Annotated in this window: 13 protein-coding genes; 1 reads left to right on the forward strand and 12 read right to left on the reverse strand. The window is 68.5% G+C overall.

The genetic code is table 11. From position 1 onward, the window contains the following. Positions 1-464: 464 nt before the first annotated feature. The 9 genes from paaE to chvE all read right to left on the reverse strand — a co-directional run bounded on the left by paaE (position 465) and on the right by chvE (position 10,036). Positions 465-1,550, reverse strand: a complete 1,086-nt coding sequence (gene paaE / locus VJ693_RS12045) for a 1,2-phenylacetyl-CoA epoxidase subunit PaaE (protein ID WP_324154420.1) — start codon at positions 1,548-1,550, stop codon at positions 465-467. Between the two features lies 1 nt (position 1,551). Further along, positions 1,552-2,100, reverse strand: a complete 549-nt coding sequence (gene paaD / locus VJ693_RS12050) for a 1,2-phenylacetyl-CoA epoxidase subunit PaaD (RefSeq protein WP_414652269.1) — start codon at positions 2,098-2,100, stop codon at positions 1,552-1,554. A gap of 32 nt (positions 2,101-2,132) precedes the next feature. Beyond that, on the reverse strand, positions 2,133-2,918 hold the full coding sequence (gene paaC / locus VJ693_RS12055) for a 1,2-phenylacetyl-CoA epoxidase subunit PaaC (RefSeq protein WP_324154422.1): 786 nt from the start codon (positions 2,916-2,918) through the stop codon (positions 2,133-2,135). Positions 2,919-2,934: 16 nt separating this feature from the next. Continuing rightward, positions 2,935-3,228: a 1,2-phenylacetyl-CoA epoxidase subunit PaaB gene (paaB, locus tag VJ693_RS12060; protein ID WP_324154424.1), complete on the reverse strand. Its 294-nt coding sequence runs from the start codon at positions 3,226-3,228 to the stop codon at positions 2,935-2,937. Between the two features lie 18 nt (positions 3,229-3,246). After that, a complete protein-coding gene (gene paaA / locus VJ693_RS12065; RefSeq protein WP_324154426.1) occupies positions 3,247-4,260 on the reverse strand; it encodes a 1,2-phenylacetyl-CoA epoxidase subunit PaaA in 1,014 nt (337 codons plus the stop codon). Positions 4,261-4,302: 42 nt separating this feature from the next. Continuing rightward, positions 4,303-5,610 (reverse strand): phenylacetate--CoA ligase PaaK, encoded by a 1,308-nt coding sequence (paaK, locus tag VJ693_RS12070; RefSeq protein ID WP_324154428.1) that lies wholly within the window; start codon positions 5,608-5,610, stop codon positions 4,303-4,305. 584 nt (positions 5,611-6,194) lie between these two features. Continuing rightward, positions 6,195-7,379 carry a multiple monosaccharide ABC transporter permease gene (mmsB, locus tag VJ693_RS12075; RefSeq protein ID WP_414652268.1) on the reverse strand — a complete coding sequence of 395 codons (1,185 nt, stop codon included), beginning with the start codon at positions 7,377-7,379 and terminating at the stop codon, positions 6,195-6,197. Positions 7,380-7,394: 15 nt separating this feature from the next. Continuing rightward, the gene (mmsA, locus tag VJ693_RS12080; protein ID WP_324154431.1) at positions 7,395-8,936 is read right to left on the reverse strand and encodes a multiple monosaccharide ABC transporter ATP-binding protein; all 1,542 of its coding nucleotides are present in this window, start codon (positions 8,934-8,936) and stop codon (positions 7,395-7,397) included. 29 nt (positions 8,937-8,965) lie between these two features. Then, positions 8,966-10,036 (reverse strand): multiple monosaccharide ABC transporter substrate-binding protein, encoded by a 1,071-nt coding sequence (gene chvE, locus VJ693_RS12085; RefSeq protein WP_324154433.1) that lies wholly within the window; start codon positions 10,034-10,036, stop codon positions 8,966-8,968. 177 nt (positions 10,037-10,213) lie between these two features. Here chvE and VJ693_RS12090 point away from each other — a divergent pair, with 177 nt between their 5' ends. Next, positions 10,214-10,999 carry an SDR family NAD(P)-dependent oxidoreductase gene (locus VJ693_RS12090; protein WP_324154435.1) on the forward strand — a complete coding sequence of 262 codons (786 nt, stop codon included), beginning with the start codon at positions 10,214-10,216 and terminating at the stop codon, positions 10,997-10,999. Positions 11,000-11,077: 78 nt separating this feature from the next. Here VJ693_RS12090 and VJ693_RS12095 read toward each other — a convergent pair whose 3' ends face one another. From VJ693_RS12095 to VJ693_RS12105, 3 genes are read right to left on the reverse strand one after another with little or no spacing between them, the layout of a single operon-like run. Beyond that, positions 11,078-12,388, reverse strand: a complete 1,311-nt coding sequence (locus tag VJ693_RS12095) for an MFS transporter (protein ID WP_324154436.1) — start codon at positions 12,386-12,388, stop codon at positions 11,078-11,080. Positions 12,389-12,396: 8 nt separating this feature from the next. Beyond that, positions 12,397-13,947 (reverse strand): hypothetical protein, encoded by a 1,551-nt coding sequence (locus VJ693_RS12100; RefSeq protein WP_324154438.1) that lies wholly within the window; start codon positions 13,945-13,947, stop codon positions 12,397-12,399. Then, on the reverse strand, positions 13,944-16,343 hold the full coding sequence (locus VJ693_RS12105) for a glycoside hydrolase family 9 protein (RefSeq protein ID WP_324154440.1): 2,400 nt from the start codon (positions 16,341-16,343) through the stop codon (positions 13,944-13,946). The genes VJ693_RS12100 and VJ693_RS12105 overlap by 4 nt, the downstream gene beginning before the upstream one ends. Positions 16,344-16,348: the final 5 nt, after the last annotated feature.

Here is a 16,348-nt window from a genome sequence, read left to right on the forward strand (position 1 = left end):
CTTCGCTCACTGCGTTCGCTTCGTTCAGACAATCGCCGGCGAGTCAGTCTACGAGGCTCGCAGCGCTCGCTGCCACGAACGCTGCGCGCTTCGGCGCCTCGAAATCGCCTCACCGCCTGCCGGCCCCCGGCCGAGTCCATCGTTGGAGCAGTGGTGCGGTTTGAATACAAGCGCCGTGCCACGCCACCGACGATTGCAGGCTGGGAGCCGGTACCCGCCCGGGCGATTTAGGCAGCGCCGAGGAGCGCAGGGCTTGTGGCTGCGCGCGCCAGCGCGCTTCGTTAACTGACTCACTGGCGATTGTTCGAGCACAGCGAACGCCAGTGAGCGGAGCGAGTTCGACAGTGGCCACAAGCCCGAGCACCACAGGGAACCCTCGGCCTTCAGGCCGAGGGCGCGGACTCATGAGCCCGAGCGGGTACCTGCTCCCAGCCCGCGTCGCCCCTCGCGAATTGGCCCACGATTCATCGCTCATCAAACGACACCGTCACGCAAGGCGTCAGCGGGTGCGCCTGGCAGGTGAGGATGAAGCCCGCCGCCACCTCTGCCTTCTCCAGCGCGAAGTTGCGGTCCATCCGCACCTGGCCGTCGAGCAGCTTGGCGCGGCAGGTGCCGCAGACGCCGGACTTGCAGGAGAACGGCACGTCCATGCCCGCGGACGCGGCCGCGTCGAGGATGCTGGGGTCGGTCTTGTGGAAGGTGATGTCGCGGGTCAGGCCGTCGCGCACCACGGTGATGGTGGCGTTGTCGGCGTCGCCTTCCTTCGGCGCATGCAGCTTGGCCAGGTCGCCCGCCGATTGCAGCGCGATGCCGAAGCGCTCGATGTGGATGCGCTCCTGTGCCAGGCCGGCCTCGAGCAGTGCCGCCTCGCCCTCGTCGTTCATCGCGTAGGGGCCGCAGACGAAGGCGTGGTCGATGTGCTTCACGTCGACCACGGTGCGCAGGAACTCGGCGATCTTGTCGCGGTTCATCATGCCCATGTTCAGGGGCGAGTCGACCTGCTCGTCGCTGAACACATGGTGCAGCGTCAACCGCGTCATGTAGCGGTTCTTCAGGTCTTCCAGCTCTTCCTTGAACATGGTCGACGCGGCGCGGCGGTTGCCGTAGACCAGCGTGAACCGGCTGTCCGGCTCGCGCGCCAGCACCGTCTTCATGATCGACAGGATCGGCGTGATGCCGCTGCCGCCGGCCAGGCCCAGGTAGTGGCGCGATTGCTCCGGCGCCAGCGGCACGAAGAACTTGCCCTGCGGCGGCATCACCTGCAGCGTGTCGCCGGCCTTCAGGTGCTGGTGCAGCCAGTTCGAGAAGATGCCGCCGGCAACCTTGCGCACGCCGACACGCAGCTCGCCGTCGTCCAGCCCCGCGCAGATCGAGTACGAGCGGCGCACGTCCTGCCCGTCCACGTCATGCCGCACCGTCAGGTACTGGCCTTGCGTGAACTTGAACAGCTCGGCCTCTTCGGCCGGCACGTCGAACGAGACGATCATCGCCTCGTCGGTGTCGGGGCGGACTTCGCGCACACGCAGCGGGTGGAAGTGGAGCGTCGTCATGTCAGATGGGCTTGAAGTGTTCGAAAGGCTCCTGGCAGGCCAGGCAGCGGTAGAGCGCCTTGCAGGCCGTGGAGCCGTAGGCCGACAGCCGCTCGGTCTCGGCGCTGCCGCAGCGCGGGCACGCCACGTTGCGCGGGCGGATGCGGATCGGCGACGCGGCCGTGGACGCCTCGCCGCAGCGCCCCGGCGGTGCGATGCCGTAGGCGGCGAGCCGCGCGCGGCCGGCGTCGCTCATCCAGTCGGTCGTCCAGGCCGGCGAGCGGCGCGTGGTGACTTCGATCGGGCCCAGGCCGTCGTCTTCCAGCGCCTGGCGGATGGCCTCGTTGATGACCTCGGTGGCGGGGCAGCCGGAGTAGGTCGGCGTGACGATCACCGACAAGCCGGCACCGGCCTCGGCGATTTCGCGCACCAGCCCGAGGTCGACGACCGACAGGGCCGGCACCTCCGGGTCCGGCACGCCGCCAAGCACGCCCCAGGCGCGCTCGATGCGGCCCTCGCCAACGCGGCGCGCCGGCGTGGCCGGCAGCGCCCAGCGCGGGTCAGCCGGCAGCTCGGGCGCAGGGAACAGCGCCGTCTTCGTGTTCACCACTTGCCGCCCGGGTAGGCGCGCTGCAGGTGCTGCATCTCGGCCAGCATGTAGCCCAGGTGCTCGCTGTGGACGCCGCGGCTGCCGGTGGAGCGGAAGGCGCTGTCCTTCGGCAACGCCAGCTGCGCCTCGGCCAGCACGGCACCGAGGGCCGCCTGCCAGTCGGTGCGCAGCGTGTCGCGCGCGGGGCCCAGCCCGGTGGCCGAGGCCTGAGCATCGGCCTCGTCTGCATCGAACAGCTCGGGCGTGTAGAGCCACAGCCGATCCAGCGCCTGCTGCATGCGGCGCGCCGATTCCTCGGTGCCGTCGCCCAGCCGCACGACCCAGCCTGCCGCATGCTCGACGTGGTAACGCGCTTCCTTGACGGCCTTGGCGGCGATCGCGGCCACCTCGGCATCGCTGCTGGCCTGCAGACGCTGCCACACCAGCAGCAGCCACTGGCCGAGCATCAGGTTGCGCAGCGTGGTGTCGGCGAAGTCGCGCCCGCCCTTGCGGCCGGGCAGCTCGGCCAGCGTCATGTTCAGGTAGTCGCGCTCCTCGCGCAAGAAGGCAAGCTGGTCTTCATCGAGCTTGACCGGCGCGGCCTGGCCGATGTGGGTCAGCAGTGCACGGGCCTGGCCGACCAGATCGAGCGCCATGTTGGTCAGCGCCATGTCCTCTTCGAGGATGGGGCCGTGGCCGCACCATTCGGCAAGGCGCTGGGCGTGGATCAGGCAGGTGTCGGCGATGCGCAGCAGGTAGCGCGCGCGCAAGTCTGACGGTGGGGTGATCGAGGGGGTCATCGGGCGGTCCGTCCGTTCACATGTGGTTCACGGCTTCGGGCAGCTCGTAGAACGTCGGGTGACGGTAGACCTTGTCCTCGGCCGGGTCGAAGAGCATGCCCTTGTCGGCCGGGTCGGAGGCGACGATCTGGTCCGAGCGCACGACCCAGACGCTGGTGCCTTCGAGGCGGCGGGTGTAGACGTCACGCGCCATCTGCACCGCCATCTTGGCGTCGGCCGCATGCAGGCTGCCGCAATGCTTGTGGTCCAGGCCGGCCTTCGGGCGCACGAACACTTCCCACAGCGGCCATTCGTTCTTCACGTCACTCATCTGGTGTCTCCTTGGGGGTCAGGCCGCCGCGGCCTTCGTCAGTTGCTTGCGAGCATGGGCGAGCGCGCCGTCGCGTACCCATGCGCCCTCATCCCACGCATCGACGCGGGCCTGCAGCCGCTCGCGGTTGCAGGCGCCGTCGCCGCCGACCACGCGCCAGAACTCGGCCCAGTCAATCGGGCCGAAGTCGTAGTGCTCGCGCTCGGCGTTCCACTTCAGCAGCGGATCGGGCAGCGTGACGCCCAGCACCTTGGCCTGCTCAACGGTCGCATCGACGAACTTCTGGCGCAGGTCGTCGTTGCTGATGCGCTTGATGCCCCAGCGCATCGACTGCGCGCTGTTCGGGCTGTCGCTGTCGTGCGGGCCGAACATCATCAGGCTCGGCCACCACCAGCGATTCACGGCATCCTGCACCATCGCCTTCTGCGCATCGGTGCCCGCGCGCATCATCACGTTCAGCGCGTCGAAGCCCTGGCGCTGGTGGAAGCTCTCTTCCTTGCACACGCGGATCATGGCCCGCGCATACGGCGCATACGAGCAGCGGCACAGGGGGATCTGGTTCATGATCGCCGCGCCGTCGACCAGCCAGCCGATCACGCCGACGTCGGCCCAGGTCAGCGTCGGGTAGTTGAAGATCGAGCTGTACTTGGCCTTGCCGGTGTGCAGCGCCTCGAGCATCTGGTCGCGGCTGGTGCCCAGCGTCTCGGCGGCGGCGTAGAGGTACAGGCCGTGGCCGCCCTCGTCCTGGATCTTCGCCAGCAGGATGGCCTTGCGCTTGAGCGAGGGCGCGCGCGTGACCCAGTTGCCCTCGGGCAGCATGCCGACGATCTCGGAGTGCGCATGCTGGCTGATCTGGCGCACCAGCGTCTTGCGGTAGTGCTCGGGCATCCAGTCCTTGGCCTCGATGAAGGCGCCGTCGTCGATGCGCGCGTCGAAGCGCTCTTCCAGCACCGCCTCCTCGGCCGAGCGCACGGACGGCCGCAGGGCCTGGAGCTCTTCCTTCGACGCGGTGTCCATCGCCTGGGTGTACATGGCGTGTTCCTTTGCTTGGGTCGCTTGTCGACGCGATCGCGCTCAGCGCGGCCGCTTGTCTATCACGCGACGCGCCTTGCCGACCAAGGTGCGTTCGATCGAATCCGGTGCGCCGATGTCGACGCGGGTGCTGACGCCGATCAGCGTCTTGATGCGGTGCTGCAGCGTCTTGGCGATCTCGCCGCGGTCGGCGGCGGCGTGCGAGGGCAGCAGCTCGGTCCTGACCTCGACCTCGTCGAGCGCACCCTGGCGGGTGACGACGATCTGGTACTGGCCTGACAGGCCCTCCGTCTGCAGCACCAGCTCCTCGATCTGGGTCGGGAACATGTTGACGCCGCGGATGATCAGCATGTCGTCGGAGCGGCCGACGATCTTGCCCATGCGGCGCATCGCGCGCGCGGTGGGCGGCAGCAGGCGCGTCAGGTCGCGGGTGCGGTAGCGCACGATCGGAAAGGCCTCTTTGGTCAGCGAGGTGAAGACCAGCTCGCCCTCGCTGCCGTCGGGCAGCACCTCACCGGTCTCGGGATTGATGATCTCGGGGTAGAAGTGGTCTTCCCAGATCACCGGGCCGTCCTTGCTCTCGACGCACTCGCTGGCCACGCCCGGGCCCATCACCTCGGACAGGCCGTAGATGTCGACCGCGTCGATCGCGGCGTCGCCCTCGATCTGCGCGCGCATCGCCTCGGTCCAGGGCTCGGCGCCGAAGATGCCGACCTTGACCGACATCTCGCGCGGGTCCAGCCCTTGGCGGCGGAATTCCTCGATGATCACCTGCATGTAGCTCGGCGTGACCATGATGATGTCGGGCTGGAAATCGCGGATCAGCTGGACCTGCTTTTCCGTCTGCCCGCCCGACATCGGGATCACCGTGCAGCCCATCTTCTCGGCGCCGTAGTGCGCGCCCAGGCCGCCGGTGAACAGGCCGTAGCCGTAGGCGATGTGGCAGATGTCGCCCGGGCGGCCGCCGGCCGCGCGGATCGAGCGCGCCACCAGCCCGGCCCACATCTCGATGTCGTTCTTCGTGTAGCCGACGACGGTCGGCTTGCCGGTCGTGCCCGACGAGGCGTGGATGCGCGCCACCTGCTCACGCGGCACCGCGAACATGCCGAAGGGGTAGTTGGCGCGCAGGTCGTGCTTGGTCGTGAACGGGAACTTCGCCAGGTCGGCCAGCGAGGTCAGGTCCGACGGGTGGACGCCCTTCGCGTCGAACGCCGCCCGGTAGTGCGGCACGTTCGCATAGACGCGCTCCAGCGTGGCTTTCAGCCGCTGCAGTTGCAGCGCCGAGATCTCGTCGCGGCTGGCGGTCTCGATGGCTTCGAGCTCGCCGGGGGCAGGCGTCTTGACGGGCATGCGCGGGGTCTCCGTGGTGCCGCCCGAGTTAATTTACCGGACGGTCGGTAAATGATAAAGGCGCACCTCGGGTTGATGCAAGTCAGGAAGACCCCTGATTACCCGGACTTGACTTGGCGCCAGCTTCGTTCAGTGCCGGGCTAGTTGTCTGCAACGCTGGTGGCGAGCCGAGCGGTGGCGGCGCCCCCGTTCTCCGGCCCACCACGCGGGGCACCGTCGAGGTGGGTCACGGACAGCCGCATCAACACGGTGGTGCCCTGGATGCATGGGAGGCTACCGCGAATGGGGCCTGCGCCCGGGGGCACCACCACCGCCCTGCAGGCACCGTCGTTGGCAGGCCTCGCCGTGGCATGCCGCGCGAGTGCCTTGGGTCGGTGGCTTGGGGCACGATCGCAGGCCCCATTCGCGGTAGCCTCCCATGGCGGCAAGAGGAAACCGTGTTGATGGAGAGCCGCTTGCAGTCTGCAAACGGTGCCCCGCGTGGTGGGCCGGAGAACGTGCCCCAAGCCGCCGGCCCACGCGCAACCGTTGCAGGTCTGCCCTGCCCCCCCGGCGTTCGACCCCGCTCGCCGGCGCCCTGCGACTCAGGCCTTGTTCTTGTTGTAGACGTCCACGCAAACGGCCGCGAGCAGCACCAGCCCCTTGATCACCTGCTGGTAGTCGATGCCGATGCCGAGGATGGACATGCCGTTGTTCATCACGCCCATCACGAAGGCGCCGATCACCGCGCCCATCACCTTGCCGACGCCGCCCGAAGCCGAGGCGCCGCCGATGAAGCAGGCGGCGATCACGTCGAGCTCGAAGCCGAGGCCGGCCTTCGGCGTGGCGGTGTTCAGGCGCGCCGCGAACACCAGGCCGGCCAGCGCCGCGAGCACGCCCATGTTGACGAAGGCGAGGAAGGACAGGCGCTCGGTGCGGATGCCCGACAGCCGCGCCGCCTTCTCGTTGCCGCCCAGCGCGTAGATGCGCCGGCCGACGGTGGTGCGAGTCGTGACGAAGTGATAGACCACCATCAGCGCGAACATCACGATCAGCACGTTGGGCAGGCCCTTGTACGAGGCCATCAGCCAGGCGAGCGCGACGATGATCGCGGTGAACACCGCGTTGCGCACGGCGAACAGGGGCGTCGGCTCGACCTCCATGCCATGCATCTGCTGGTGGCTGCGCGCGCGCCAGCCGATCGCCACCATCGCCAGCGCCACGCCGGCGCTGAGCAGCAGCGAGGTCAGGCGCAGCTCGCTGCCGCCCAGCGGGTCGGGGATGAAGCCGGAGCTCAGGTGCTGGAACGCTTCCGGGAACGGCCCGACCGACTGGCCTTCCAGCAGCGCCAGCGCCAGGCCCTTGAACACCAGCATGCCGGCCAGCGTGACGATGAACGACGGGATCCTGAACCAGGCCACGAACCAGCCCTGCGCGGCGCCGATCAGGCCGCCGACCGCCAGGCACACCAGGCTGGCGGGCACGAAGTGCCACTCGTGATTGACCATCAGCACCGCGGCGAGTGCGCCGACGAAGCCGCTCACCGAGCCCACCGACAGGTCGATGTGGCCGGCCACGATCACCAGCAGCATGCCGAGCGCCATGATCACGATGTAGCTGTTCTGCAGCACCAGGTTGGTCAGGTTCAACGGCTGCAGCAGCGTGCCGTCGGTGAAGACCTGGAAGAACGCCATGATCGCGACGAGCGAGATCAGCATCCCGTACTCGCGCAGGTTCTGCTTCAGGAAATGGCCGGTGCGCGCGGGGGCGCGGCTCGCAGGGGTGCTCAAGGTCTGTTCCATGGTTCAGGCTCCAACGATCGCGCGCATGATCTTTTCCTGCGTGGCTTCGGCAGCGTTCATCTCGGCGATCAGCTCGCCCTCGTTCATCACATAAAGGCGGTCGCACAGGCCCAGCAACTCGGGCATCTCGGACGAGATCACCAGGATCGAGCGGCCCTCCTCGGCCAGGCGGGCGATCAGCGCATAGATCTCGAACTTCGCGCCCACGTCGATGCCCCGCGTCGGCTCGTCGAGGATCAGCAGCTTGGGGTTGGCGAACAGCCACTTGGCGAGCACGACCTTCTGCTGGTTGCCGCCCGAGAGGTTGACCACGCTCTGGTGCACGCCGGCGCAGCGCGTGGCCAGCCGGGCGCGGAAGTCGTTGGCCACGGTGAACTCGCGGCCCTCGTCGATCACGCCGTGGCGCGACACGCCCGGCAGGTTGGCCAGCGTGGTGTTGCACGCGATCGATTCGTTCAGCACCAGGCCGAGTGCCTTGCGATCCTCGGTGACGTAGGCCAGGCCGGCGTTCACGGCCTTCTGCACGCTGGACAGGTCGACCGGCTGGCCGCCCATCAGCGCCGTGCCGGTGATGCGGTGGCCCCAGGAGCGGCCGAACACGCTCATCGCGAGCTCGGTGCGGCCCGCGCCCATCAAGCCGGCGATGCCGACGATCTCGCCGCGGCGCACGTTCAGGTTCACGCCCTTGACGACCTCGCGCTCGGGGTGCAGCGGGTGGCGCACGCGCCAGTCGCGCAGCTCGAACAGCACCTCGCCGATCTTCGGCGTGCGCTTGGGGTAGCGGTCGGCCATCTCGCGGCCGACCATCGCGCGAATGATCAGGTCCTCGCTGGCCGGCGCCTCGCGACAGTCGAGCATCGCCACCGTCGCGCCGTCACGCAGCACGGTGATCGCGTCGGCCACCTTGCCGATCTCGTTGAGCTTGTGCGAGATCAGGATGCACGAGATGCCCTGCGCCTTCAGCTCCAGCAGTAGTTGCAGCAGCGCTTCGCTGTCGGTCTCGTTCAGGCTCGCGGTCGGCTCGTCGAGGATGAGCAGCTTGACTTCCTTGGCCAGCGCCTTGGCGATCTCGACCAACTGCTGCTTGCCGACGCCGATGTCGTCGACCCGCGTCGCGGGCGATTCCCGCAGGCCCACGCGGGCCAGCAGGTCGCGCGTCTTCTTGTGGGCGGCGATCCAGTCGATCACGCCGAAGCGAGCCGGCTCGTGGCCGAGGAAGATGTTTTCGGCGATCGACAGCAGCGGCACCAGCGCGAGCTCCTGGTGGATGATGATGATGCCCTGCTGCTCGCTGTCGGCGATGCCGCGAAAACGCCGTTCCTGGCCCAGGTAGCGGATCTCGCCGTCGTACTCGGGGTGCGGGTAGACGCCCGACAGCACCTTCATCAGCGTCGACTTGCCGGCGCCGTTCTCGCCGACCACCGCATGGATCTCGCCGCGGCGCACCGTGAGGTTCACGTTCTGGAGCGCCGCCACGCCGTGGAAGCGCTTGCTGATGCCGCGCATGTCGAGGATCGTGTCGTCCAACTCGTCTCCTTGTGCCATTCGATCCCCCGCTTTCGCTGCGGCCGGGCTTACTTGATCTGGCCGTCCTTGTAGTAGCCGCTGTCGACGAGGACCTTCTTCCAGTTCGTCGCGTCCACCGCGACCGGCTTGAGCAGATAGGCCGGCACGACCTTGACGCCGTTGTTGTAGGTCTTGGTGTCGTTGATCTCGGGCGCCTTGCCCGCGACCACGGCATCGACCAGGTTGGCCGTCACGCGGGCCAGGTCACGCGTGTCCTTGAACACCGTCGAAGACTGCTCGCCCTTCAGGATCGACTTGACCGACGGCACCTCGGCGTCCTGGCCGCTGACCACCGGGCACGGTTGCTGCGCGGTGCAGTAGCCCACGCCCTTGAGCGACGACAGGATGCCGATCGACATGCCGTCGTAGGGCGACAGCACGGCGTGCAGCTTGTCCTTGCCGTAGAAGGCCGACAGCAGGTTGTCCATGCGGGCCTGCGCGACCGCGCCGTCCCAGCGCAGCGTGCCGACCTTGCCCATGCCCAGCTGCTTGCTGCGCACGACGAGCTTGCCGCCGTCGAGGTAGGGCTTGAGCACCGACATCGCGCCGTCGTAGAAGAAGAAGGCGTTGTTGTCGTCGGGCGAGCCGCCGAACAGCTCGATGTTGAACGGCCCCTTGCCCTGCTTCAGCCCGAGCTTGTCGACGATCGAGCTGGCCTGCAGCACGCCGACCTGGAAGTTGTCGAAGGTGGTGTAGTAGTCGACGTTCTTCGTGCCGCGGATCAGCCGGTCGTAGGCGATCACCTTGACGCCCTTGTCGGCCGCCTTCTGCAAGGCGCCGGACAGCGTGGTGCCGTCGATCGCGGCGATCACGAGCACCTTCGCGCCCTTGGTGATCATGTTCTCGATCTGCGCGAGCTGGTTCGGGATGTCGTCGTCGGCGTACTGCAGGTCGGTCTTGTAGCCGCGTTCCTTGAAGACCTTGACCATGTTGTCGCCGTCGGCGATCCAGCGTGCCGAGCTCTTGGTCGGCATCGAGACGCCGATCGTGCCCTTGTCCTGCGCGGCGGCGGGCAGGCTCCAGGCGGCGGTGGCGAGCCCGAAGGCGGCGAGCCAGGTGTTCAGGGTGCGAATGTTCATCCGGTGTCTCCTCGGGTGGGGGATGTTCGTCAGTGAGGTCCCCTGGGGCGCGAATCGTACGTCGCGCACCCATCCCCATGAAATGAGATCTTTGGGGCGCTCTATATGGATTCCGGCATAGGTTCTGCCGGACAAACCATTGGAGCGGATACGACCGCACGCGTAGGATTCATCGTCATGTCTGAACCCACTTTGCGCCGCAACGGCGCCCGTTACCCCGGCCTGCAGGGCCGCAGTGTCTTCGTCACCGGCGGCGGCTCCGGCATCGGCGCGGCGATCGTGCGTGCGTTCACCGAACAAGGTGCGCGCGTGGCCTTCGTCGACGTGGCCGAGGCCGAGAGCGCGCAGCTGGCGGAGCAGCTCGCCGCAGCCGGCCTCGCGCGCCCGTGGTGGCAGCGTTGTGACGTGCGCGACGTGGCGGCGCTGCAGGCGGCGATCGCCGCCGCAGCGGCGGTGCTCGGCGATTTCCACGCCCTGGTCAACAACGTCGCGAGCGACGAGCGCCACACGATCGAAGGCGTCACGCCGGCCTATTACGACGAGCGGGTCGCGATCAACCAGCGTGCCGCCTACTTTGCGCTGCAGGCCGTGGTGCCGGGCATGAAGCGGCTGGGCGGCGGCTCGGTCGTCAACCTCGGCTCGATCGGCTGGCAGATCAAGGAAAGCGCCTACCCGTGTTACGCGATCGCCAAGTCGGCGGTCAACGGGCTGACGCGCGGCACCGCGGCGCAGCTCGGGCGCGACCGCATCCGCGTCAACACCGTCTCGCCAGGCTGGGTGATGACCGAGCGGCAGAAGGCGCTGTGGCTGACGCCCGAGGGCGAACGCGAGATCGACCGCAACCAGTGCCTGCCCGACCGGCTGCAGCCCGAAGACGTCGCGGCGATGGTGCTCTTCCTCGCTTCCGACGACGCGCGCATGTGCACCGCGCAGGAGTTCGTCGTCGACGGCGGCTGGCTTTAGTCGCGAAGACACCAAGCTTCCAAGGCAATTGCGCGGATCCGGCTTTGCCGGTCCGCTGCAAGAGTCCCCTCTCTCATTTCAAGGCGCGTGGTCGTGCGGGTCCTTGTGCGGGAACGGCGCGAGCCACGCGAGGATGACGGGCGGGATGGACGCGACCAGCACGAAGCCGAAGAACGTGGCGTAGTGGTGATCGAAGGCACCGTAGACCCAGCCGCTGACGGTGCCGGTGGCCCACTTGGTCATGGCCATCACACCGGTGGCAAAGGCGTAGTGGGTCATCTTGAACGGCCCCGGCGCGATCTGCTGCATCATGTAGAGCATGTGGCCGACCGAGCCCATGCCGAAGCCGAACTTCTCGATCGCGATGATGGCGCCGATCCACACGAGGTTGTCCGGCATCGCGTGGCTCAGGTAGAAGTAGGTCACGTGCGGCAGGTTCAGCACCAGGGCCAGCAGCAGGAACGCGCGCGGCAGCGTCAGGCGGGCCACCAGGAAGCCGCCGAGGAAGGCGCCCACGATGAAGGCGATCGTGCCCACCGTGCCGTTGATGAAACCGAGCGATTCGTTGTCGAGGCCCAGCCCGCCGGCACTGCGCGGGTCGAGCATGAACAGCGGGCCGAACTTCTCGATGAAGCCTTCGCCGAACCGGTAGAAGAAGATCACCGCCAGCATCATCCAGATGCTCGGCTTCTGGAAGAACGTCACCCACGAGTCGCGCAGCGCCGGAAACGCCGACCGGAAGCCCTGCCCCTGCACGGTCGACGGCGCGCCCGGCGGCAGCACCCGCAGGTGCCACAGGCCGAAGGCGCCCATCACCAGCGCGGTGCCGGCCATGACCAGCATCCAGCAGTGCACCCATGACAGGCCCATGCGGTTGTGCAGCCAGCCGGTGAGCGAGACCAGCAGGCCCGAGGCGATGACGGCGCCCATGTTCCAGCACATGCCTTGCAGGCCCGAGTAGCGGGCCTGGTCGCGCAGCGGCATCGTGGTCATGAAGACACCGTCGGCGACGATGTCCTGCGTGGCCGAGGCGAAGCCGGTGATCCAGAAGAAGGCCAGCGAGGCCTGGAAGAACCCGTCGAGCGGCAGGCAGAACGCCACCATGCCCAGCGAGGCCATCATGGTGAATTCCATGCTGATCACCCACCAGCGCTTGGTCTTGAAGGGCTCGAGAAACGGTGACCAGAAGGGCTTCAGCACCCACGGCAGGTACATCTGCGAGGTGTAGAGCGCGATGTCCTCGTTCGAGACGCCGAGGTTCTTGAAGATGATCGCCGCGACCACGCCGACGGTGACGTTGGGCAAGCCCATCGCCAGGTAGAGCGAGGGCACCCAGGTGAGCGGGTGCCGGGCTGATGTCGTCCGCTCGGCGGAAGTGTTGGGGTTCATGGGGGAAATCAAGGCGGTGGGTTCATCATCGAAGCCACCTCGCCGGCGCTCTTGCCGCCGCGGATGGCATCGATGGCCTGGCGCATGCGCGCGGCACGCTCGGGCTGGTGCGAGTCGGTCGCCAGCGGCACCAGCGCCCGGATGGCGTGCTCGCGGTCGCCGACCCCCAGGTCGGCGCGAGCCTCGAAGACGGCATAGTCGCCGACCGACGGGGCCAGCAGGCGTGCGGCGCGGGCGGCGTTCACGACGTTCTGGTCGATGCCCTTCTCGGCCAAGGCACGGGCCAGGTGATGGAGCGTGGGCGCATCGTCCTTCTTGAGGCGGTAGGCCTTGAACAGGTGGCTGCGCGCCTGCTCCTGCGCCGCACGCTGCTCATCGCCCGCCAGCTTCTCGGCCTGGCGGGTCAGCGCACGCGCCAGCAGGTAGTGCGCCTCGGCCGGCGCGTTGTCGGCGCTGACCGCGCCCTCCAGCATGCGCACGGCCGCCGCAGGGTCGCCGAACATCGTTTCGGCCCGCGCCAGGACCAAGGTGAGCGTCGGGTCGACCGAAGCCGACTTCTGCGCCTGCAGCCGCAGGCGCTCGAGAACGGCCTGGCCCGGCGCCGGCTTCGGGCAGGTGCGCAGCAGCGACGCATCCAGCGCGTAGCCGGCGGCGTCATCGTCGAGCTTCGTGGTGCGGATGGCCGGCTGGGGCATCTCCTGGCTGCGCACTTTCACCATCGGCAGCGCGCGGCGGTAGTGCTCGAGCAGCCGCTGCAGATCGGCCACCGCGATGCCGGTCGCCGCCTCGAAGGCCTTGACCGGGTCATCACCATCGCCGGCGCGGCTGAAATAAGCCGCCAGCTGCTGCGCACGCTTGTCGTCGCTGAGCATGTAGTGCGTCAGCAACCAGGCCTGCGCATAGAAGCGCTCGACCTCGAATCGGCTGGACGCGCCGCTCTGGCGGCTGTTCCACCGCAGCACCTCGTCGAACGGCAGCCAAGGCGGCGTTGCCAGGATGGGCAGCCGCGCCTCGTGAGGGCCGCCCAGCGAGATCGTGCCGTTTTCCAGCGCGGCGGTGCCCATGTACTCGGCGAAGCCCTCGACGTACCACGAGGGGTAGGCCATGGTCCCGTACTGGAACATCAGGTGATGCGCGTACTCGTGCTGCAGCACGAGGCGGCCCCAGTCCCATCCATCCGGCCCCAGGCGGGACGCCTTGGTGGCGTAGGCGACCGCGCCCTCGGCGCAATAGGTGTAGAGGCCGGCCGCGTTGTCGGGCAGATCGGGGCGCAAGGCATGCAGCGCGCGCTCGCCCTCGAGCAGGTAGATGTCGAATCGGGCCTGGGCCCGCACGCTCTTCTCGTCGGCCCCGAGCAGCTTCATGCTCAGCCAGCGGAAGGCTTCGAGCTGCTGCAGGTACTCGCGGGTGACGGATTCCTGGGCGCTGCTGTGGAGCGTGAAGTGCTCGCTCTCGGCCAGGATCCACCCGCCTGCCATGGCCGGTGCGACGGCCAGCCATGCCAGGGCACCGGCCGCGAGCGTGGCCATGCCGCGCAGTCTCGTGCGTCGTTTCGTCATCGGTTCGCGCTCAGCACCTGCACCGCCGCCGACACGTACACCAACGGCGCGTTCCAGTTGATCGCGATCTCGTTGCTGGCGTAGCTGCAGACATGGTCGAGCCAGGCCTTGGCCGGTTCCGTGGATGCGTAGGGCACGGGGCAGTTGGCGGCGTCCTGCCGGCCGGCGTTGGGCCCGCCAACGATGAAGCCGGGCACCGGCGCGGCCACGCCATCGGCCTCGGAGGGGCGATGGTGCGGATGCTGCGGCGAGCGGGCGCCGAACCCGGTCACCATCGAAGTGACCAGCGCGTTGCGGCCGAGCACGTAGTCCAGCGCCGACTGCGCGGCATCGAGCTGCTGGCGGTCGCCCGTGAGGCGGTAGCCCTGGATGAGCATCATGGCCTGGTTGAGCAGGCCGGCGTTGCTGCCCCAGTTCATGTCCTTGGCGTGGTTCAGACCGATGCGGTAGGGCGAGGACGCCCACGCGGCGGCGAGCTGCCTGGCCAGGCCACCGATGCGCTCGGCGATCAAACGCTGGTCGGCCGCGGGGGTGAGCCGTTGGCGATGGTGCGCCAGCGACATCCAGGCCAGCCCGCCGACATCGTTCCAGCCCGGCACGCCTGCAGGCAGGCGCTCGGGCTTCATCGCGGCGTAGAAGCTGTCGTCGCGGGTGGTGATGTACAGCTCTGCAGCGGCCCAGGCGAACTCGTCTTCGAGCTCGCTGTCGTCATAGCCGCCGGTGTGGATGTCGGGCGGTTGGCGGTAGATCACGTCGGGGTGCTTGTCGGCCCAGCCCCAGGCGGCGAGTGCGGCGGCGCGCATGCGCGCCGCGAGCCCGGGGCGCTGCGCCTCGAAGCCGGCGAAGACACGGCTGGCCGTGGCCATCACCGCGGCAAAATCCAGCGCCGCAGCCGTGGTCTTCTGCACCACGTAGCGCGGGCTGGTGGCCTGGTGCGGCATGACCAGGCCGTCGAAGCCCTTGTCGGTGAGCTTGTGGTAGACCCCGCCATCGGCCGGATCCTGCATCGTGAGCATCCACTCGAGGTTCCACAGCGCTTCATCGAGCAGGTCGGGGATGGCGTTGCCGCTCTCGGGAATGTTCAGCGTCTGCTTCTGGAAGAGCGCCGGAAAGTGCTCGTAGGCGGCGAGCAGCGTGTAGGTCGTGATGCCCGAGTTGACGATGTACTTGTTGTAGTCGCCCGCGTCGTACCAGCCCTTGGGGCTGGAGATCACGGTGCCTTCGGGGCGCCCCGGGCCGGCGGCCGAGGCATGGATATGCACCTGGGTGTCCGGGTGCCCCGCCTCGCGGGCATACACGCCGGCCTGCCCCGGCAGCAGCGCCGTGCTGGCACGGTTGAAATAGAAGGCCTTGATGCTGGCGGCATTGAGCGCCGCGTAGGCATCGGCCGCGATCGTGAAGGGGGGCGAATCGGCCAGGCCCTCGACGCGCAGCCGGTAGGTGCCCGGCACCGCCAGCGAGGAGAAATCCGCCAGCCTGACCGACTCCTGCGCCGGTTCCCAGATGGCCGCTGCGCCCAGCGTGCCGCGGAGCGCGGCGGCGCCGGTTCCGGCATCGACCACCTCGAAGCCGGTGGCCGCGACGTCGGGTACGACTGCCCACTTCGCAGCGCCCGGCAGGAAGCCGACCTGGTTGACCTGGATGGAGCCCGCTGCCGCCCACTCGAGGTGCACGACCCGCAAGCCCTGCTCCTTCAGGGTCTTGAGCAGCAGCGGCAACGCCGCCGCCGTCTGGTCCTGCGCGTCGTGCAGCAGGATGATCCCGCCGCCGCTGCGCTGCAGCCGCTCGACCAGCCGGTCGGCCAGCACCTGCGGGGTCTGGTCGGGCAGCCAGTCGTCGATGCCGGCGTCGACCGACATCACGGTGACCGCCTGCGCCTTCAGCGCCGCCATCAGCGTGGGCGTCTCCTCCAGGAACGGAAAGCGGTAGGCCGGCGCGCTGGCGCCGAAGACCTGCTGGTAGGCCTGCTGCATCGCTGCCAGATCGGCCAGCTGCTCTGCCTCGGCCATCGCCGCGAAATGCGGGTGCTGATAGCCATGCATGCCCACCGAATGGCCTTCGGCGCGCACGCGCTGGGCGAGTTCGCGGTGGCGAGCCAGCGGCTCGCCGTTCATGAAGAAGGTCGCCCGCACGCACTGCGCCTGCAGCGCCTGCAGCACGGCCGGGGTCGATTCGGGCCGTGGCCCGTCATCGAAGGTGATCACCACCTCGCCGGGTTCGAGCGGCAGGGCTTCGTGCTGGGCCCGGCCATAGGCCGCCCCTTCACGCTTGAGAACCAAGGTGCGCGAGGTGCCCAGGGCATCGGGCCCGCAATTGCCCCAGGCGGAGCCGGCTGCCAGGCTCGCGCCCAGCAGCACCCCGCCCAGGAAGGGCCGGTGAACGTGCCGTTTCGCCATCGGAA

The organism is Ideonella sp., from assembly GCF_035254525.1.
Classification (GTDB): Bacteria; Pseudomonadota; Gammaproteobacteria; order Burkholderiales; family Burkholderiaceae_C; genus Ideonella.